Origin of the sequence: Gordonia sp. (in: high G+C Gram-positive bacteria) (assembly GCF_052106715.1) — a bacterium.
GTDB lineage: Bacteria > Actinomycetota > Actinomycetes > Mycobacteriales > Mycobacteriaceae > Gordonia.
The window spans coordinates 63,076-84,386 of sequence record NZ_JBQEDL010000006.1 but is presented as its reverse complement, the minus strand read 5'-3'; the positions used below and the strand labels follow the sequence as shown (position 1 = coordinate 84,386).

The 21,311-nt window shown below is 65.1% G+C and carries 10 protein-coding genes and 1 pseudogene; 3 read left to right on the top strand and 8 right to left on the bottom strand.

The window, feature by feature from the left end; genetic code table 11:
• The 5 genes from ACTIMF_RS04855 to ACTIMF_RS04835 form a co-directional block, all read right to left on the bottom strand.
• The coding region (locus ACTIMF_RS04855; protein ID WP_442349143.1) for a condensation domain-containing protein at positions 1-713 on the bottom strand (713 nt) is incomplete at its 3' end.
• Positions 713-1,681, bottom strand: coding sequence for an ABC transporter substrate-binding protein (locus tag ACTIMF_RS04850; protein ID WP_442349142.1), 969 nt, complete (start codon positions 1,679-1,681; stop codon positions 713-715). The genes ACTIMF_RS04850 and ACTIMF_RS04855, both read right to left, overlap by 1 nt.
• Entirely contained in the window at positions 1,678-7,980 is a 6,303-nt protein-coding gene (locus ACTIMF_RS04845) for an amino acid adenylation domain-containing protein (protein ID WP_442349141.1), read from the bottom strand. The genes ACTIMF_RS04850 and ACTIMF_RS04845 overlap by 4 nt, the downstream gene beginning before the upstream one ends.
• Positions 7,981-7,982: 2 nt before the next feature.
• Complete coding sequence (locus ACTIMF_RS04840; protein ID WP_442349140.1) at positions 7,983-8,819, bottom strand: methyltransferase domain-containing protein; 837 nt, start codon at positions 8,817-8,819, stop codon at positions 7,983-7,985.
• A complete protein-coding gene (locus ACTIMF_RS04835) occupies positions 8,816-12,328 on the bottom strand; it encodes an amino acid adenylation domain-containing protein (protein ID WP_442349139.1) in 3,513 nt (1,170 codons plus the stop codon). The genes ACTIMF_RS04840 and ACTIMF_RS04835 overlap by 4 nt, the downstream gene beginning before the upstream one ends.
• A 288-nt stretch (positions 12,329-12,616) precedes the next feature.
• Between ACTIMF_RS04835 and ACTIMF_RS04830 the strand changes: the two genes are divergently transcribed.
• On the top strand, positions 12,617-14,389 hold the full coding sequence (locus tag ACTIMF_RS04830; protein WP_442349138.1) for an ABC transporter ATP-binding protein: 1,773 nt from the start codon (positions 12,617-12,619) through the stop codon (positions 14,387-14,389).
• Positions 14,386-16,143, top strand: coding sequence for an ABC transporter ATP-binding protein (locus ACTIMF_RS04825; RefSeq protein WP_442349137.1), 1,758 nt, complete (start codon positions 14,386-14,388; stop codon positions 16,141-16,143). The genes ACTIMF_RS04830 and ACTIMF_RS04825 overlap by 4 nt, the downstream gene beginning before the upstream one ends.
• A gap of 11 nt (positions 16,144-16,154) precedes the next feature.
• Here ACTIMF_RS04825 and ACTIMF_RS04820 read toward each other — a convergent pair whose 3' ends face one another.
• Together ACTIMF_RS04820 and ACTIMF_RS04815 are read right to left on the bottom strand one after the other, a co-directional pair.
• Positions 16,155-17,522 carry a hypothetical protein gene (locus ACTIMF_RS04820; RefSeq protein ID WP_442349136.1) on the bottom strand — a complete coding sequence of 456 codons (1,368 nt, stop codon included), beginning with the start codon at positions 17,520-17,522 and terminating at the stop codon, positions 16,155-16,157.
• Between the two features lie 77 nt (positions 17,523-17,599).
• A pseudogene (locus ACTIMF_RS04815) lies at positions 17,600-18,347 on the bottom strand (sigma-70 family RNA polymerase sigma factor).
• Between the two features lie 80 nt (positions 18,348-18,427).
• Here ACTIMF_RS04815 and ACTIMF_RS04810 point away from each other — a divergent pair.
• Entirely contained in the window at positions 18,428-18,811 is a 384-nt protein-coding gene (locus ACTIMF_RS04810) for a DoxX family protein (RefSeq protein WP_442349135.1), read from the top strand.
• 30 nt (positions 18,812-18,841) lie between these two features.
• On the opposite strand, the gene ACTIMF_RS04805 is transcribed toward ACTIMF_RS04810, so the two are convergent.
• A partial coding sequence (locus ACTIMF_RS04805; protein ID WP_442349134.1) for an excinuclease ABC subunit UvrA occupies positions 18,842-21,311 on the bottom strand: 2,470 nt, incomplete at its 5' end.

Here is a 21,311-nt window from a genome sequence, read left to right as displayed (position 1 = left end):
GGGCCGATTCCGCTGGCGGTCGCAACGAACTCGACGTCAGCGCCCGGGACGGTGCGGTCGGCGAGCTCTGCCGCCTGCCTGATTCGCTCCGCTGCGACCGGCGGGCGTCGTCGGCGCAACCTGCGGTCAGGCAAAGCGCCGTCGTACGCGTCGAGAATTGCGTTCAGCAGCACTTCCCACGATCGGTCGTCGACGGCGACGTGGTGCGCGGCGAACGCCACCGCTGCACGCCCGCCGGGCAGGTCGATCACTTCCGCGCGCCACGGCGGTTCGGCCCGCAGATCGAACGCCGTTGAAGCCATCTCGCGCGCGCTCTCTCGGGCGAGATCCCGATCGCCGTCGACCACGCGTACCCGCGGAAGCGACGGCGCGTCAATCCACGAAGGTTCGCCGTGTGCGTCGGTGATCACGCTGCGCAGGACCGGTTCGGCGGCAGTGGCCGCGCTGACCGAGCTCGCGAGTCGATGTGCATCGACCGCGCGGTCAGACGTGAACCACCAGACGATCCCGATGACGTGCGATACGTCATCGGGATCGATCTGGGCGAGAGTCCAGAGTCGGCGCTCACCTGCACTAAGCTGTTCGACCGGTACATCAGCGGTGAATGGACTCGGGCCCTCGTCATACGCCGAACTCGCCGGTCGGTCCGCTCTGTCGAGCCCTCGTGCTGCCAGTCGGGCCCGTAGGGCGTCTGTGAAGGCGGCCGACCGCATCAGGCGAGTGCCGGGCGTAGTTGCTCGAGGAGGTAATCGGTCGATGCCGGGTTAGCGGTGAGGAGCGCCCCTGCAAGATCGGTTGAGATCACTTCGAGCTGGCTGCCGAACGCCGACTTGACGGTCGGATTGGCCGAGAACTTGGCCCCACCTTCGTCTCCGGGAGTGCTCACGAGCACCTTCTGTGCTGACGAGATCTGCGTGTAGTTCTCCGCGGACAGTTCGGTGAATCCATCTTGAGTCCCGTCCTTGCCGAGTTCGGCGACCTTCGGGTCCAACCTCATTCCGAGCGAGGTCAGAAATCGAGTCGACGGATTCTTCTCGGACGCCAGGAGATACAGCTGATCGCCTGCGTACTGTCCGAACGCATAGGTCATGCCTTTGACCGTCGGATTGGCCTCCGTGAACTCCGAAATCGCCTGCTTCGACGAGCTGATCAGGTCACGCGCCTGATCGGGCTTGCCCAGCGCGGTACCGATGAGTTCGACGAGAGTGTCGCCCGAGTCGGCGAAGGCTTCGGTCTTGTACACGACAGTCGGGGCGATCCGAGAGAGTTCCGGGTACTTGTCGATGTACGCCTGTTGTGCGGTGGTTGCGAGGATCACGTCGGGGTGGAGTGCCGCAATCGCTTCGATGTTCGGGGCCGTGCTGTCCAGGCTCATCACCGATTCTGGGAAGGGCTTCGGGGTGCCCGGCCAGTTCTTGTCGGGTGCCGACGGATTCGCGACTGCACCGACCACGTCGGCGCCGAGCGCGGATGCGATCTGGACGTCTCCGGAGCCGACCGCGACGATGCGCTCGGGCGCTGCCGGAAGAGCTATCGTCCCCTTCGCATGGGTGACGGTGATTGCGGCGGCCTCGTCGCCGTCGTCGTTCGAACTGCTGCACGCACCCACCCCCAGCGCAATGATCAGCATCCCGATCAACGCCCACCATCGGACGGAGGTGGGGGGTGTGAAGCGAGTCATCGTTGTGTGCCTTTCCCAGTGGAGGTGAGGGTTCGGTCTTCGTCGGCGACATGTGTCGTCACGAAGTCCCGGATGACCGGCGCCGTCACGGCCCAGCCCTCCGTGGTGGTCATACCGTGGTGGTCGAGCGGTGTCGAGTTCACCGTCAGTAGGTCGCCGAGACGGTCCGTCCAGACAGCAACGCTGCGATCGATCATCGATTCGGTGATCCCGTTGCTGTCGCAGGCTAGGACGAGCCGAGTCGGGACCGGAGTTGCGCTGGCTACCGGAGACTCCATCATGCGGGAATGTCGCAGGTAGGCCTCACGTACCGCAGCACCGAGTCGGCGATCTCCATCGAGACCTGCTCCCCGGCCGTGGACGTCGAAGAACTGATCCGCCGCTGCAAGGATCTCGTCGTCGGCCGCAGGCGGTACTCCCATCTCGGCGATGAGATAGGTGTCGAGCAGCGTCAGACATGCGACCACGATCCCGCGTGTGGCAAGTGCGTCGGTCAGTTGGTAGGCAATCTGTCCGCCGAACGACCACCCCACCAACGCGACCTCGCTGCGGTCAGCGGTCCGGCAGACACGTGCTATCTCGTCGGCGTGGCGGTTGACGAGGCCGGCGACATCTGTGGGGGGTGCGGTCTCGCCTGCGAGCGCCGGGTCTTGGAGGGCGTAGACATTCCACCGGCTGTCGATGTGTCGCCGCAGACCTACGAACGGCCATCCAGATCCACCTGCCGGATGGATGCAGAACAGCATCGGGCCGTCGGCCGCCCCCGCCACGATCTCGAGTACGACGGAAGGCTTGTCCGCCTTTTCGCCCCTGCCCACGATTTCGGCCGCTGTTGCACCTGCGTAGATCTCACCCAAGCTGACCGGCCTGTCCAGAGCGGTTGAGACGCGCGACGCGAGTCGTACCGCGAGCAACGAGTGTCCACCGAGTGCAAAGAAGTCGTCGTCTCGGCCGATCTCGGCCGCGTCGATCTCCAGAAGGTCGCCGAGCACGTCGACGACGGTCTGTTCGGCAGCGCTCTGTGGCGCTCCGCCCCGCCGACTCGTTCTGGGTGTAGGCGCCGGAAGCGCACTCGTGTCCAGTTTTCCGTTCACGGTCAGTGGCAGATGCGCTATCGATGTCAAGGAGTCGGGGACCATGTACGACGGCAGCTCGGCGGCGACCTGGTCACGGATTGCATCGAGGTCCGCAGAAGGGCCGACGACGAGGTACGCAACCAGCCGCATGCCGCCGGTAGTCGCGGAGACGGGGACGACGACCGCATCGTGGACGACGGGATTCTTGCGCAGGACGTCGGCGACCTCCCCGGGTTCGACCCGGTTGCCGCGGATCTTCACCTGGTCGTCACTGCGGCCGAGATAGTCGAGTCCACCGTCGCGATTCCACCGCACCAGATCGCCGGTGCGGTACATCCGGACGCCGGACCGGTCGAAGGGGTTCGCGACGAATCGTTCAGCGGTCAGTTCCGGCTGCGCAGCGTATCCGCGAGCGAGACCGACCCCGGCAAGGTACAACTCGCCTACCGTCCCGGGTGGAACGGGAACGAGTGCTGAGTCGAGGACCAATGCGGTGGTTTCAGCGATCGGCCGACCGATGCACGGTCGTGCGAAATCGTCCAGATCGGCTCCGACGGCGTTGATCGTGTACTCGGTCGGCCCATACAGGTTCACCGAGCGCAGACCGGGTACTGATCGAATCGCTTGCCACAGAGTCGCGGGCACCCCCTCGCCGCCCAGTGACAGGAACTCAAGCCCGTTCCACACCGTGGGTTGGCCTCGTTCGAGCAGACCATGTTCGACGAGAGCCGTCCCATAACTGGGTGTCACGTCGCACGCAGAGATCGCACGGTCCCGAAAATAGCCGAGCAGCCGCTCCGGATCACGCCGCAGATCATCGTCGATGATGTGGATGATCTGACCGTGCAACATCCAGAAGAGTTGCTCCCACGACGCGTCGAAGGCCAACGACGTCGTGTGCGCGACACGGAGCGGTTCGGCGCCTTCCTCACGTGATCTCAAGACTGGTTCGAAGATCTGCCGCACGTGATTGAGGTACATGTTCGTCAGCCCTCGGTATGGGACAACGACACCTTTGGGACGACCAGTCGATCCTGACGTGAAGATCACGTACGCAGTGTGATCGAGCCAGCGCGAATGCCTCGGCGAAGACAGGTGTGGCGGGGCGATCGGATCGTCATCGCCCATGGGAAGATCCGTGTCCACGTCGACCGTGATCGAGTCGAGTCGCGCGGGAACCAGCGAACGCAGTTCTGTGGAGACGAGCACGAGGGCCGGGTGGGCCTCAGCGAGGATGGAGGCGATCCTTTCGGGCGGATGCTTCTCGTCGATGGGGACGTACGCCGCATGCTCGGCGAACACCCCGAAGAGGGCGGCGACGGTCGCCTCGTCCCGGCGCATGAGAATAGCCACCCGGGACTCGGGGCCGACGCCGCGCGCGTGCAGCAGGCTGGCGAATCTGCGCGACAGGTCCCGCAGTTCGGCGAACGTGAGAGTGCGCTCGCCCGCCACCACGGCAGACCGGTTGCCGTCAGTTTCGACGCGACGCAGAAGAAGATCCCAGACGTCGGAGTCGACGAGATCGCCGGAGACGGGCCCGCCCCGCCAGATGTCGTCGATGCAGCCTGATTTGCAGCCCCGTCTGAGGTCCGCGACCGTCGATGCCGTACCCGCAGCTAGCGTTGCGAGCACTTTGTCGAACTCGGACATGACCGATTTCGCACGATCGGTCGAGATCGCGGTCTGGCGGTACATGACGCGGACACTCAACTCGTCGCGGTCGTCGACAGCGACCGTGAGCGGGTAGTTCGTCGCGTCGGTCAGTTCGGTGTCCGACACGCGAAACTGCCCGTGCGAACCGAACACGGTGCCGGAGGTCAATCGAGGGTGATTCTGGTAGACGAACAGCGTGTCGAAGAGGTCGGCGGGGACTCCGCGCGAGATCAGATCGCCCAGGCTGACGTACGGCGCACGTAGGTGGCGGATCTTCGCCTCATGGAGTGCGAGACATGCGGAGTCGACTGTGGTCCACGGCGACGACTGCGCACGTGCCACGACCGTGTTGAAGAACAGTCCCACCGCGCTCTCGGAGCCGTCCAACTCGGATGGTCTGCCTGAGATGACGGTGCCGAAGCACACGTCGTCGGTACCAGTCGCTCGCATCAGGGTGATGGACCACGCGAGTTCCAGAAGTGTGTTGAGGGATACGGCGTGTTCGGATGCACGAGAACGCAGACTCGCCGACAGCGCGGCATCGAGGCGGTAGACGAATTCGGCTCCGCTCGACGGCTCGACAGACAAGAGGTCGAATCCCGGAGCTAGCAGCGTCGTGCCCGGCACGTCGCGCAATGCCGCGGCGTCCTCGTCAGCGGCCGCGGAACGGTCCTGATCGAGCAGCCATTCGTGGTATCGGCGCGTGGTGAAACACTCCGTGAACTGTGGCGGACGGCCACTGTCGAGTTCCGTGTACGCATCGAGAACCGCCCGCAGAAACAAGCCTCCCGACCACCCGTCGAGCAGAATGTGGTGGATGGTGAATGCGATCCGCCAGGCGTGTGTCGCGCTGCGAACGACAGCGACTCTCAGCATCGGCGGACAGAGAGGATCGAACGGCGCACGCAGCTGTTCGGCGAAGATTGTGCCCGCCGTCGCAGGAGAGGTCGGTTGATCGTGGACTGTGACGTTCACGGACACCTCGTCTGGAATCACTTGGACGAGATCGTCTCCGGCCGTCACGAACGCGGCCCGGACCGAGGGGTGGCGGACGACGGCCGCGGTCACTGCGTCGTGCAGCGTCTGCGTGTGGAGTTCACCGTCAACAGTCACAATATGCTGTGTCGCGTAGACGTCGGTGCTGTTCGCATCGGCTTTGAGGAGGTGCACGGCGAGTCCCTGCTGAAGCGGGGACAACGGCCATACATAGGTGAGGTCCCCGTATGTCTCGGTGAGACGCTCCATGTCGAACGCACCGACGTCGACCAGTGGTCGGCCCGAATGCCCGGCGACGGCGGTGTCGCGGGGCGAATCGTCGATGAGCGCGGCGAGCTGTCCAGCCCAACGCTGCGGGTCCACGGCGGCGAGGCCGGCGTCGACGGTCACGTCGACGCTCCATTCGGTCCCGTCTCGGACGATTGCGACCCGAGTGCCGTCAATCGGAGCATCGCCCACGATCACACTTACCGTATCGGTCGGCTCGAGGTCGGCGTCGATGACGTCGACGGTGTGCGGGCTCTCGTCACGGATGGTGCGATACACGCGTGGATCGGGTCGAGAGGTGGCCGCGGAGGGGTCGGTGACGAGCATCGGTGCACGACGCCGTCGTCGGGCGAGAGCCGTCCACGATGCGGGGTCGGGGCGGTCCGGTTCGTCGAGCGTGAACCAGGCGCTCTCGACGGAGTCGGTGAGTGATGCAGACAGTGCCTGGCAGGTGAGACCGCCGATGTGTGTCAGAGCAGCAATCTGCGGCTCTCCCTGGAGCGGTGCCCTGGCCGAACGCCTGTCGGTACGTCGCAGGACCGGCGTCGGTGCTCCGGCTGCGACGTCGAGGTAGTCGGCCCACTCTTCGGCGGTGTCGAGCAGTCCGGGATCGTCGGGGTCCACCTCCGCGGTGTCGGAGGACCACGAACCTGCCAGTAGCGACCGGCGCAGGACTTCGGCGGTTTCGGTATCGACGAGGCGGTCCGGCAGAGCGCACGTCAGTCGCCCGTCCTCGGCGTAGACGAGTGGACCGTCTAGCACGTTCGGCTCGGATGCGGGGGCTGTGACGGACGCGAGCAGCGTAAGGGCCTTCGCCTGCACACCGCGGCTGTCGTCGAAGGCGTCGAGCGAGACCAGACCTCGGGAACAGGGTGTCTGCGCTGGTGGCGCGGCGAAGGTTGAGGCCTCTGACACGGTGAGGTCGGGGTGAAATGCGAGTTGCGCCATCGCGCCCATCACCGCCCCGAGTAGGCGTTCGGCGCGGTCGGAGTCAAAGTGGACCCGTCGATAGAGTAGCGAAACGCCGAGCCCGTCGTCGGTCCGATAGATGCCGAACGTGAGCGGGAACGGAGCGGACATACTCAGTGGCGGGCGCGACTCGACGGTCACGCCGTCGACTCCGAGGTCGATCCGCGGAGGCGTCGTGGTGTTGATCATGACCTCGAACAACGGGTGACGGCGTCGGACAGAGAGCCCCCTTGCGACCGCGTCGAAGTCGTCGGCCGAATGCGCGACATGTTCGCGATACGACGCGGTCATTGCGTCGACGGTCGCACCGAGTGTCGAGTCCTTCTCGATTTCGGTGGGAAGGGCGATCGTGTTGACGAAGACGCCGACGGTGTCGTGATGATCGGAGGCCTCCCTCGTCGACACCGGCATTCCGAGAGCGAACTTGTCCCCCGCGCCGAGACCTCGTAAGACCAGGGCGACCGACGACCACAGGACGACGACTGGGGGGCAGCGGCTCGCCGCCGTCAGGTCACCGACGGCTACTTCGAGTCGGGGCGGAACAGATCGCATGATCAGTGTGCCGGCGTCGGAGCCTTCCCCTTTGTCGTCCGCGGATTGCCTTGGACGGGCACCCGCCGCGGGCAGAACTGATCGATCGGGCAGAGAGTCCAAGTTTCGACGCCAGTGTTCGGATACCGCTGGCGGGCCCTGATCTCGCAGGCCGGCGCGGACGTACGTGTGATAACCGCGCCTATCAGAGGCAGGGTGCGCACTCGTGTCGGTGCCTGCGCGATATGCGGCTCCGAGGTCGGCGAAGAACCGCTCGGTGGAGCCACCGTCGAAAGCAATGTGGTGGATGGACAGGGCTAGTGCGGTGAGCGTGGATCCGGTCACGATAGATGCTCGTATCGGCAGATCGACGCCCAGATCGAACGGTTCGGTCATCTGTGCGTGCGCGATGTCATCGACGTACTGAATCTCGACAGCGTTCGAGTCCTCGACTCGGTGCCGGCTCACTCGAACGGTCGTCTCATCATCGACGTATTGACGTACCTGCCCGTCCGCCGTCGTGCGATACACGGTACGCAAGATCGGGTGCACCGATACGACGTCCCGGACCGCCGCGGCGAGGCGGTCGGGATCGACCTGACCGGTGAGAACCAGGACGTAGGGAATGTTGTAGGCCGAGGAGCTCGGCGCCAGTCGCTGTGCGAAGTACATGCGCGATTGTTCGGGTGAGAGCGGAAGCCCCTCGGGCGGAAAGCCTTCCGGAATCGTGTCGGACGAGGACGGTCTGATGCCGCGGCGTTCCAACTCCCGGGCAAGTCTCGCTCGCTGAGCTGCGTCGAGAATCATCGTCAGCGTCCTTCGCTCGACAGTCGCGCGATCACCCTGCTGTCGCGAAGCGACGTCGCGTCTCGTTCGACCATGACAGCGATCGCTTCATCGAGGAAAGCGTCGAGGTCAGGGCCGAGTACCTCCAGTTGCCGTCCCATACCAGTTCGTTTGACCCGTTCACGGACGTCGACGAGCGTCATCGGCGGTGCATCCGGTGGCGGCGGAATCACCATGTCGTCCACTCGCGACACGATCTCCAGGCCACGGTCGCGCAGCCGCGCGACTACTTCGTCTGACGGATGACGGCGCATGACGAACGGTGCGTCCTTCATTCGCTGCTTCCATTCGGGGCGGGAGGCGATCTCACGCAGAATTCCAAACTGGCCCTCTGGCTCGTCAGCGGGGTGCCCGGCGTTCCATTGCAGAACCACGTAACCGCCCGGTCGCACGGCCCGTGCCATCATGTCCAGAACAGGGCCGAGATCCGGGAGCCAGTGCATGACCCACGAGCAGTGCACGATGTCGAAACTGTCAGGTGTCAGTCGCAGCGAACTCGCGTCGTGGCGTTCGACGGACACTTCGGCCACGTATCGACTGCACCGGCGGATCGTCGCTTCGACCATCGACGGCGAGTTGTCCGAGGCGTGCACGCGGTGTCCGCGCCTCGCCAGTTCGTACGCGACCTCCCCTGCGCCGCAGCCGATGTCCGCGACAGTGACGCCGCCAGAGACTGCTCCCCACCCCGCACGGTCAGCGAGAGCGATATCGATCGAAGCGATCGCCGTCCGGACTTGATTGGCGTTGACGTCCGCGTAATCGATGGCGGACCACCCGGTGACATCCGCTGCCGCTTTCATCGTGTACCTCCGTTCTGCTCGCCGCCGACTGATTCAGCGGCGAGTTCGGTGATCTCCTCGTCGGACATCTCCAGCAATTCGGTGAACACCTCGGACACCGCGACGATGTGGACGGAATCGGATGCTTCTGACGTGAGCCGTCGGGCGAGAGTCTCAGGCGTGCGGGCTGCAAACAGGTCTGAGACCGAGATCGACGACGTCTGCAGCGTCTCCCCGAGCATTCCGGCGAGGCGTGTCGCGAGCACGGAGTCACCGCCTATGTCGAAGAAGTCGTCGTGGGCACCGACCCGGTCCCGCCCGACGACGTCGCCGAACAGAGTCGCGATGACTCGCTCCACGGGCGAAGACGGTTCTGTGAACGCCGTCGGCGTCACCGATTCGGCGACTTCTGCGAGGACGGCAGCCCGGTCGACCTTGCCATTCGACGTCTGAGGGAAGACTTCGAGAAGTTGAAGCGCTGCTGGGATCATGTAGGGCGGTACTCGCTCCCCGAGCCGTCGCCGCATCGCGTCGTGTCCGGCTGCGGTGCGGTCGCGTTCGACGGGAACCGACACCGCGGCCACGAGGGCATCCTCGTGGACTGCGGCGATCGCATCGACGACCGAAGGGTCGTCGCGGAGCGCGTTCTCGATCTCACCGAGCTCGATGCGGAATCCGCGGATCTTGACCTGGTGGTCGCGTCTTCCGACGAAGTCGATCGTGCCGCCGGGAAGGTATCTCGCGACGTCGCCTGTCCGGTACCAGCGGCGTCCCGCGTGCTGCACGAAGCGCTCGGCGGTTCGGTCCGGGTCGTCTCGGTACCCGTGGGCTAGGCCTGCACCGCCAATCCACAGTTCGCCGGCGACCCAGTCCGGGCAGTCCTGACCTCGGTCGTTGACTATTCGCGCCACCACGCCGGGCAATGGCCGCCCGAATGGGACTGAATGCCAGGCTGGATCGATGTCGTCAGGATCCACCTCGCAGAGTGTGTGATGGATGGCCGTCTCGGTGGCCCCACCGAGGCCGGCGAACCGCGCGGTCGGCGCAACCGCGCGCATGCGGCCGAGCAACTCGGGCAGCACCCGGTCGCCACCGAGAATCACGGTCCGCACTGTGCTCGCCCAATCGGGAACACGCTCACCGCCGGTGATGACGATGTCGAGAACCGATGGCACGCAGTACAACTGCGTCACTCCGTGTTCGCGAATGGCAGCCGCCGCGAGGAAACCGTCGTGTCGAACCTCCTCGGTCACCGCGACCACCGAACCTCCGACGGCGAAGACTCCGAGAGTCTCTTGCACTGACAGGTCGAACTCCAGCGCAGACAGTGCGATCGAGCGATCCATGGAAGCGACATCGAAGTGGTCGATCATGGCGCGAAGCGTGTTCCACACCGCTGCATGCCCGACGTCAACGCCTTTCGGTTCCCCGGTCGAACCCGACGTGAACATGATGTACGCAGTCGTCGCAGGGTCGGGCACAATGGGTGTGCGCAACGGCTGATCTGCCGAGTCGCGCCGGAGTTGCGCGAGCGACTCGGGCGTCACGACGTACGCCGGCGATGCCACCCGATACATCCTGTCGACTCGTTCGGTCGGCTGGTCGGCACCGATCGGAAGGTAGGCCGCACCGGCCGCGAGGATTCCGAGAACCGCCACGATCTGATCGGCGCCCTTGGGGAGCACGATGGCGACGACGTCTCTGGATCGGACTCCTTCGGTTGCGAGGGCCGCTGCGATGGTCAGGGCGTCATCGGCGACGGCGCGGTAGGTTCGCGGCTCGCCGGACTCGTCGATGATCGCCGTCGCGTCTGGTGTGAGTTCAGCATGCTGGAAGAATCCTTCGTGGATGCAGCGACCGGTTGCCGCCGAGCGCGAATCGGACTCGGCGTCGGCCCGCACGCGAACCGACCTCTGTTCGGGCGGTGCAGGATCAGCGAGGCGGCGGGTCCACTCTGATTCGTTGTCCACGAGAAGGTCGATCAACTCGCGGTGGCGCGCGAACATCGCATCCATCATCCCCGTCGGGAACGCATGCTCCCGCACGTCCCAGTTGGTGAGCAGGCCGCCGCGCAACTCGACGACCTGTGCGTCCAACACGACCTGCGGGCCTTGCGACACGATCCACACGGGATCACCGAACTCGCTGAGCACCGCGTCGTGAAATAGCTCGCCGAGGTCGAGTCCGCTCGTGTAAACCACGGGCGCCAGAAGTCGGCCGCCGCGAAGACGACCGAGGTCACGAAGGACGTCGAGCCCCGGATACGTCGAGTGTGCGGCGTACCTGTGAAGACGTTGTTGCAGGTCGAGCGCGAGATCGAGGAACGTCGCGTGCGAAGTGTCCACGGGCAGCATGATCGAACTGGAGAAGTCCCCGCTCAGCAACTCGACGTCGTCGTGGGTCGGCTCGCGATCGAATAGAGGGACGTTCAGCAAGAACTCGCCGTCGGAGGACCATCCGGCGACGACGTGTGCGAACACCGCAGCCAGGGCGACGGCCGGAGTGACACCTGCCCGACGGGAGCATTCGATCAGGTGTCGCTTGGCGTCCGCGTCGATCCAATGCTCGTAGCGGACGGTGCGATGGGGGTCAGGCCGCTCATGCTCTGGAACCAGCGGAAGTCGCGGTGGATCGGGAAGCTCGTCGAGATGCTCTGACCACCACTGGCGGTCCCTCTCCCTCGCGCTTCGTGTCCGGTGAGGCTTATCGCTCAGGTATCGACGGTACGAGTAGTCGATCGGCGGCAAACAGTCGCCGCTGCCCCGGTATAACATCGCGAGGTCAGCGAGCAGTGTTCGATAGCTGAGAGCGTCTGCGGCGAGCATGTCGATGTCGACGTGCAGGCGATGCCGACCGTCCGGCAACAGCGAAACCGTTATGTCGGTGACTCTGCCTTCGTCCGCCGGCATCCGCTGGTGAGTGCGGGTGTCCCGCATCTGCTCCAGTTCAGCCGCGGCGTCCGAGTGGGTCATAGACGTGAGGTCGACGACAGAGAAGACGTTGACACGGGGCGTTTCAGGTACGTGCTGTCGTCCGTGATCGTCGAAGACCGCACGCAGCATTTCGTGACGGTCGAGAAGTTGGCCGACCGAGACCTGTAGCCGATCGACGTCGATCGGGGCGCCTCCCACGGACGGCGGGCCGTCGAACTCGGCGTAGAGGTGTGCTGCGACCCCGCCCAGCGGCTGGTCGGACCGACGTCCTATCCAATACGCGTGCTGCATCGTAGCGAGCCCGAATCCCGTCTGCTGGTCTGCGTTCGAGGCAGTCGATACAGCGGCGGGGATCGAGGTGGCGTCGGGAGTACGGCCGACGACGAGTGAATGCCATTGTCGCACAGTTGGATTCACCGCTAGTTCGGAAAAGACGACGGAGACTCCGCGACGTCGAAGTTCGGTCGCGAACTTGATCATCTGCAGCGATTGCAGTCCGCATTCGATCAGGTTCTCGTCGACCCCGAATTCATCGACAGATATACCGATGAGGTCGCCCACTCGCTCATGAAGTCCGTTCAGGTCAGGTGTCAGCACGCCATTCCTCGTTGTTTTGTACGCTGCGGGCCACTAGTTCGTACGTTCCTTGGGAACGTCTGCGGTCCAATGCATTCGCATCGATGTGGCTACCCATTGACTATTCATTAGGTATGCCTAAGCTGATCTTGTCAACCTAAGTCGTACTATCGCCGCTGTCAACGGATTCGATTGAGTGCGAGCATTTCGAGAGACGTCGGCGAACAGACCGAGAGCGAGGAGACCATCCGTGTGGTCAATACAGAACCACCGCAGCCGCCAGAACACCGACGCCCAGTGATGGCCTACATGGCAAGAGTGAAGGACCTGGTCGGGAGGGCGGACGCAGTTCCCGAGGTGGATCGCGAACCGCTCCGGCGCCTCACCATTCCGGCCAGGCGGCATATCCAGTGGGCGACGGCGCTTCAGGCGGTGGCTGGTGCGCTGATGGTCGGAACTCTCGTCGGAATCTGGGTCATAGCCGACGCCTCCGTAACCGGACTGCTTGGTGACGGCCAGGTGCCGCATGCTCGCGTCTACATGGGGATCGGCATCGTGGCAGGGTCGTCCGTGGTCGGGTTCGTCGCGACATGCGCTGCCTATTACCTGACGCACGTCGCCGACCTTCGGGTTCGACGTTCGGTGCGGCTCGCTGTCGCGCAGCGACTCGGTCGGCTTCCCTTGGGTTGGTTCGACTCCGATTCGTCGCAGAAGGCGTTGACGGCCTTCGGCGCCGACGTCGAGACGATGCACACTGGCGTCGCCCACGGCCGCATGGAGCTGGTGAATGCGGCTGTCACCCCAGTGCCCATCCTGATCTGGCTCGTCACCGTGGACTGGCGGCTCGCACTCGTTGCCGTGATCGGGCCCATCGTCAATTACGTCCTGCAACAACGAATAATTCTCCGCGCTATGGAGCACCAGGAACAGCAGGGTGCCGCGGTGACCGATCTCGTCGGCGCGGCGAACGAGGAGATGCGCGACGCGGTAACGCTCCGCGTGTTACCCGCACGCACCGGGCCGACTCGGTTGTTGAATGCTGCGCAGCGGCTGCACCGAGTGATCGTCGACTCGCACCTCGAGCAGGAGTCCCGAGGATCTCGGATCGCTACGCTCGTCGACCCGGTCTTCGGTCTGTTCTTGGTGTTGTGCGTCGGCTTCCTACTCGTCGAGTACTCGACGCTCACACCGGCTGGGTTGGTCGCATTCGCCGTCTCGACCGTTCTGATCGCGTCGGCTCCGGCGGCGATAACCACGGCCAGGTTCGGCATCGTATCGGCGGCGCTCGCCGCCATTCGTATCGACGAGCTGCTGTCGATACCGCCACTGGTCACATCGTCGACACCGCGGGCCCCGGCGGGCAACGCAGTCGACGTCGACTGCGTGAGTTTTGGCCACGACCCCGAGTCGATGATTCTGCGTGACGTGACCGTGCACATCTCCCCGAACAGCTTCACCGCAGTCGTCGGACCGTCTGGCGCGGGGAAGTCGACTCTCTGTTCATTGATCGCCCGTCATCACGACGTCGACCGGGGCGCCATACGGATCGGCGGCGTCGATGTCCGCGATATCGATCCAGTCGATCTCGCGCACCGCGTGACGCTGTTACCGCAACGCGCGGTGCTACTGCGCACAACAGTGCGCGATAACATCAGACTGTCCTGGCCGGACGCGGCGGAGGCCGCAGTGATCGAGGCCGCCCGTACTGCTCACATCCACGATCGGATCACCGCCCTGCCCGACGGGTACGACACGGTGATCGGCGACGGCCTGTCGTTGTCGTCGGGGGAGGGACAGCGGATCGCCATCGCCCGGGCGTTGATCACCGATCCGGAAATCCTGATACTCGATGAGCCGACCGCCCATGTCGACCCTGAATCGGCTGCCGCGATTCACCGCTCGTTGGCTGCTGTGGCACGACGCCGCACCGTGCTACTGATTGCTCATCAGCTCGACACGATCCGACACGCTGAGCAGATCGTCGTCATCGAGGGAGGCCGCGTCACGCGATCTGGGGCCCACGACGAGCTCGTCGACGCGGACGGTGTGTACCGGCGGCTGTGGGAGGCGATGTCGTCATGATTTCCGAACTGCTCGCGGTGATGGATCGCGACACCGTCGGCCGATACCGCGCACAGCTTGTGCGGGGCGTCGTCTACGCACTCCTTGAAGGCGTGACGATCGCACTGACACTTCCGACGCTCGCAGCCATTGTCAGAGACGATCGCGACGCCTCGGTCCGATGGCTGGTTGTTCTCGCAGTGTGCGCGGTAGCGACTCTCGTCGCGCACGCACACACCGTGCGCAAGGGAACGCGCGCCACATTCGATGCGATGTCTGCGGTGCAGACTCGCGAGATAGAACACCTGCGCGAGGTTCCGCTCTCCTGGTTCGGGGCAACGAACAATGCCGGCATGATCTCGCTGATGTGGCCCGGAGCAATCAGCATCACCCGAAACATTCTGCTCAACCTGGGCGAGCTCGCCAGAGGACTGATCACTCCCGTGATCGTGTTGATCGCTGCGGTATTCGTCAGTCCCGCGGCGGCCCTGGTCATGGTCATCGCGGCTCCCCTCATGTACGTGGTGCACCGCCTCACCACGCGCAAACTCGAGGAGGCCGAGCTGGCCGATCATGCCGCGAGCACAGAAGCGACCGCGCGGATCATCGAGTACTCCGAGTCCCAACCCGTCCTACGGTCCGCCGACAGCGACAACCTCGGGATGCGCCTGTTGACCGATTCACTCGACGAACTCGATGCGACCGCACGTGTCGGCGTTCGGACAGAGATTCTCGCGCGTGCCGGCTTCGGCACCTCGGTAAATTTGGCGATCTCGGCAGTCGTTGCGACCATCGGGTGGGTGATGCTCGGGGCTGGCGCCGATCTCGCCGCACTCGTCGCCCTGCTAACCCTGTCGCTGCGTTTCGCCGAACCGGTGATGGCCGTGGCGACCACTGCTCGCATGCTGCGGACGTCGAGAGCGACCGTACGGCGCACGGTGAACTATCTCGGCACAGCCGCGCTGCCCGAGCCCACTGATGCGCAGGCTCTCCCCCACGACGTTCCACTCTCGGTGAGCTTCGACGGCGTGGACTTCACCTATCCGGGAACCGACGAGTCGACGTTGACCGGTATCGACCTGCATGTCCCGGCCGGTACGGTGACAGCGATCGTCGGACCGTCGGGGGCGGGAAAGAGCACGCTGTTGCGGCTGATCCCGCGGTTCGCCGACGTCGGAGCGGGCAGCGTCCGCATCGGCGACGTCGACATACGGGACACCTCGGAGGAACACCTTCACCACGCAGTCGGCATGATTCTGTCCGAGGTGACGCTGCTCGACCGAAGCATCCGGGAGAACGTGACGGCCTTCCGTCCGGACGCAGAGGACGCCGAGTTGGCATGGGCGGCGGCCGTCTCGGGCGTCGACGAGATCGTGGACCGCCTGCCCGACGGGTGGGACACGCAGGTCGGTCCGCTCGGCGGCAACCTGTCCGGCGGGGAGCGCCAGCGCGTACAGATCGCGCGCGTCGCACTGCAGAAACCAGCCGTCGTCGTTCTCGACGAGGCGACTGCGGCACTGGATGCCTTGTCGGAGCAGAAGATACAGGACTGGGTACGGGGCCTGGCCGGGCGTGTCACGGTCGTCGTGGTCGCTCACCGCATGCGCATCGTCGATACCGCCGATCATGTCATCGTCGTCGAGTCCGGACGGGTCGTCGAGGCAGGCGATCCCGCCGAGTTGCGAGCCGCGGGTGGAGCGTTCACTCGAATGCGGCACGCACGGACCGACACCGCCGGCCGGACCGCCGACTGCACGGCAGGGCGCGAACCATGACGTTCCGGTAATCAGCGTGTACCCCAACGCGGGTCGATTTCGAAGAGTTCGGAACCGCCGATGCACGGGAACTCGTCCGACGTCGAGCGCTGCTCGAACGGGGTTGCGAGGGGTATCCCCGGCGGGTATGCGATGACGAAGGGGGCGTTGGAGATGACCGTGCAGGGGCCGGCTTCGCGACGACGACCAGGAGGTCTGCCAACGCTGCGTAATCCCGCAATGAGAGCATCGATTGCGGAATCGGAGACCCCCAACGTCATGGCCACTACGAGTCGGCCCGCGGAGATCCGGGAGATGTGGATCCCCGACTCGTCCCACAGTCGGCGACGACACTGTTCGGCGTCGAACCGAGCGGGCACCTCGATATGGACCCGGAGCGGGTCGACGGTATATCCCGGCACCGGCGGAAGGGTGCCGATGGTGAAAACTGTCTCGGAGTCGATCCGTCGGCGGAGATCGGCTGCGTGCGCAGCGGCGCACTCCACCGCTTGCGCGCCGCTGCGCACGGCGTGCTCGCGTGCTATGTCGAGGGAAGCGAGGATCGGCCATGACGGCGAGGTCGTGTGATGGATGAACACACTCTGGCTCACGCGCGAAGCGAGATCGGGTTCGCCTCCGGTCGACACGTGGAGGTACGCGGCTTGTCGCATCGCCAACATCGTCTTATGCGCCGAGTGGACGACGAGAACGGGATTGGTGAGGCCGTCTGCACGCAGTTGTGTTATCCCTGCGACCGGCCCGCTGCCCGACGTTCGAGGGGCGAAGGTGTGCAACGCGCACCACGCGTCGTCGAGGATGAAGCGTGCACGAGGGGCGGCCGCGGCGAGGCGTGGCAATACGGATCGACAGTCCAGGCGTCGACCGTCGTACGACGACGCCGCGAGTATTACGACGTCTGGCGGGCGACCGTCCCTGCTTCGCTCGACCAGTAGGTCGTGGGCGGCATCGACGTTGATTGTGTCGCCGTTGCACGGCATCAGGTCAACCGCACCAGCATCGCGCTCGACGGTGAAGTGAAGCGACTGGTGGGCTGTCGGGTCGAGCAGTACTCGGCCTCCGCGCGCGAGCGCCGAAGTGGTGGCTACGATGTTCGCGGTCGATGCTCCGGTGGACAGGAAGTACGTCCGATCCACGCCGAAAGCGTCGGCGGCGAGTCGCTGAGCCGCGTGTAGAGCCCGGTCCGGCCGATGAAACGAGTCGAGCGATGCGTGCGACCACGACTGGTCGAAGCGTCGGGTCGCACCGAAGAGTCGGTCGAACGTTCCGGCGAGTTCGGGGTCATCGAGGTGGGGCTCACCACCCGATGGCGTCGCGTGGAAATTCGCCCGAAGTGTCGATTGTGCCGCGATCAGCGCATCGCACAACGGAATCCGCGTCACGAAACCTCCTTATATCGTTAGCCTAAGCTAACTGGCATGGAGAGCCGGGGCAACGCCGCGATCGGAGTGGTGGCTGGCTAGACCGTTGTCGGCGGCTCCGGGAGCGTCATGTCCGCGAGGCGGTGCGGATCGAGGATCGACGTGATCGCAACCATCCGACCTTCGTCGACGGTGCAGGCCATGACGCTGATGGGTCTTCCTCCGGGACTCCACGACATGATCCCCGGCTCTCCGTCGACAAGAACGCGTTCGACAACCACGCGCGAGCGTTGACCACGCCGCACAGTGTCGACGACATCGTTCGGCCCGTGCCGCGCTGAGTCCGGTTCTGGCGCGCCTCGCCCTTCTCGACGAGCCCTGCTCGCCAACATCTTGGTGGCGTCGGGCGACTTTGTTCAGTATCGGAGCGATCTCGGCAAACGGGACCGCAAACGTATCGTGCAGGACAAAAGCCAGTCGCTCGTCGGGGCGCAGCGTCTCGAGCACGACCAGGAGCGCCGAGCCGACGTTGTCGGAGAGTACTGCCGCATCCTCGGGTGAATGTTCGTCCGTCCTGGCCACGACCTCGGGGAGGCGCTGATCGATCGAGACTTTACGGCGCCGCGACCTCGATCGCAGCGCGTCGATACAGATCCGGCTGACGATTGTGGTCGACTACGCGTCCAGATCGTCGACCGAATGCCGATCGTGTCGAGTCAGGCGGAGCCACGCCTCCTGGACCGCGTCCTCGGCATCGGCCCGTGATCCGAGCATCCGGTATGCGACCGCGGTCAGGCGCGTTCGTTGCGCGTCGAAACTGTCGGCCAGCCCGTCGTGATCGGAGATCGGTTACCTCTCGTCGATTCGGGTCGTCAGTACTCATGACGGTTCCTCACGACCCCGAGGTAACCATGAAGGAGGTTCTGATGAATGTGACTCTGTGGATCATCACATCCGTGCTCGCCGGTGCGTACACGGTCGGTGCGCTCAGTCAGTTGTTGATGTCGAAGGAGAAGTACCGGTCGCTGGCCGAGAGCCAGCACTGGGTGGACGACTTCAGTGCGGGCCACATCAAGGCGATCGGGACGATCAAACTGGTCGGGGCGATCGGCCTGATCCTCCCTACTGTGGGAGACGTGGTGCCGGTGCTCGTGCCGCTGGCGGCGTGCGGGCTCATGCTATTCATGGCGGGTGCGGCGACGACCCGATTCCGGCGCAGCGAATGGGCGCTGATGGCCGGCGACGTCATGTTCTTGGCGCTCTTCGCGTTCGTCGCGTGGGGGCGCTTCGACCTCGCGCCGTTCATCTGACGGGCATTGCGGCTCCGGCCGGCGGGGATCTCAGAACAGGTCGGCCAGGAACCGACCCGTCACGCTCTGCGGGTTCGCTGCGACGTTCTCCGGAGTGCCGGTCGCGACCACGCGGCCGCCGGCGGCGCCGCCGGCCGGACCCATGTCGATCACGTAGTCGGCGTTGGCGATCAGGTCGAGGTCGTGTTCGATGACGATCACGGTCCCGCCTTGATCGATCAGACGCGCAAGCACGCCGAGAAGTGTTCGCACATCCAATGGATGGAGGCCGACGGTCGGTTCGTCGAAGACGAACACGGCCGCATCCTGGCGGCGGCCGAGATCGGACACCAGTTTCAACCGCTGAGCCTCGCCGCCGGACAGGGCCGGTGTGGCCTCCCCCAGCGTCAGGTAACCGAGACCGACGTCCCGTAGCGCGGTCAGCTTGGTGCGGACCGACGGCAGATCGGTGACGTGAACGTACGCATCGTCGATCGGCATGGCGAGGAGATCGGGCAGGGCGACCTCTCGTTCCTCGGTCGCGGACGCGCGCAGGTGCGCCCACGCCTGCGGGGCGTACCGGCGCCCATGACATTCGGTGCAGTCGATGTCGACGTCGGGCAGGAACTGGACATCGAGCGAGATCTGGCCGGTCCCTTCGCATCGCGGACAGCGCAGAGATCCGGTGTTGTAGGAGAAGTCGGATGCGGTGAGCCCGGCGGTCCGCGCGGAGTCCAGCCGGGCATAGGCTCGGCGGAGGTCATCGAGAGCTCCGGAATACGTGCCGACGGTAGACCGAACGTTGATGCCGATCGGTGTCGCGTCGACGACGTCGACCCGCTCGATCCCGGCATCGTCGATCTCGGTTATGTGCGCGGGCGCTCGCCCTTGCAGCGCCGGGACCAGGCTCTCCAGGACCAGAGTCGTCTTCCCGGAGCCGGACACCCCGGTCACCGCAGTGAGCCTGCCTTTAGGCACCGCGACGTCGAGACTGTGGACGGTATGCACGGGCGCGGTGCGAATCCTGATCTCGCCCGGGTCGAATACCTCGGTCGGGGAACACTTGTCCCGTACGACGACGGTCTGGGTCCCGGTGAGGAATCCGCCGATCCGCGAGTTCGGATCGGCGGCCACGTCATCGACACTCCCCTGCGCGATCACGCGGCCACCGTCACTGCCTGCGCCGGGGCCGATCTCGATGAGATGGTCGACGGCTCGGAGCACCTGCGGGTCGTGGTCGACCATCACGACGGTGTTGCCACCCGCCACGAGGTCGTCGAGGACCCCGTGCAGACCGACGAGATTCGCCGGGTGCAAGCCGATGGACGGCTCGTCGAGGACGTAGAGCACCCCGGTCGTCTCGTTACGGACCGATCGTGCGAGCTGGACGCGCTGGCGCTCCCCGGTCGACAACGAGTCGCCGGCCCGGTCAAGCGTGAGATAGTCCAGGCCGAGGTCCACCAGACGTCGGGCCATTCCGAGCAGTGTCGACATCAAGACCTCGGCCATCGGCCGGAGATCGTCGGGTGCGTGCGTCCGTAAGGTACGCGCCCAGTCGACGACGTCGTGCAGCGCAAGGCCGGTGATCTCGGCGAGGTTCCGACCGTCGATCTGCGGTGTGCGCGCCCCAGGCGACAATCGTGTCCCGGCACAGTCCGGGCAGGTGTGTTCGGACAGGAACCGACTGACCCGGGACAATCGTTTCTCGGTGTCGGCGCGCTTGAGCTCCTCGGTGATCGTCAGGCGCGCGTTGCGGAATGTGAAGTCCAAGTCGTGGACGCCCTTCTTCGAGGTGACCGCGATGTGCTTTTTGACCTCGGGGCCGTCGAGCACGATCTCCTTCTCTTCGGCCGTGAGATCGCGCCATGGGACATCGGTGCGCACTCCCATCTCGCGAACGATCTGCGGCTGAACCCGGAATCCGTAGACCTGCCAGGGGATGACAGCTCCATCGTCGATCGACTTGGTCGGGTCGGGCACGAGCGTCGCGTCGTCGACGAGACGTACAGTGCCGAGACCCTCGCACGTCGGGCACGCCCCGCCGGAGTTGAAGGCCAGCGCCTCGGCTCCAGGCGCGAGGAAGCTCGCACCGCACGTCGGGCAGACGATGGGCACCTCGGCCGCTGCATTGAGAGTCGGCTCCTGGCGGTGTCCGTTCGGGCAGACGTGTGAGGCCAGCCTCGAGAAGATCAACCGCAGCACGTTGAGGAGTTCGGTCGATGTGCCGAACGTCGAGCGCGGCCCGGGCAACGCAGGTCTTTGCCGCAGTGCCAAAGCCGCGGGGACGTGCGAGACCGCATCGACGTCGGCGCGTGGCACCTGGCCGATGCGACGACGGGTATAGGTCGACAGGGCTTCGAGGTAACGCCGCGACCCCTCGGCGTATAGGACGCCCATAGCAAGCGACGACTTACCCGAGCCGGACAGCCCGGCGATGCCGACGAGCCTTCCGAGTGGGATGTCGACGTCCACGTCCCGCAGATTGTGCACGCGGGCGCCACGGATCTCGATGACCGTCGGC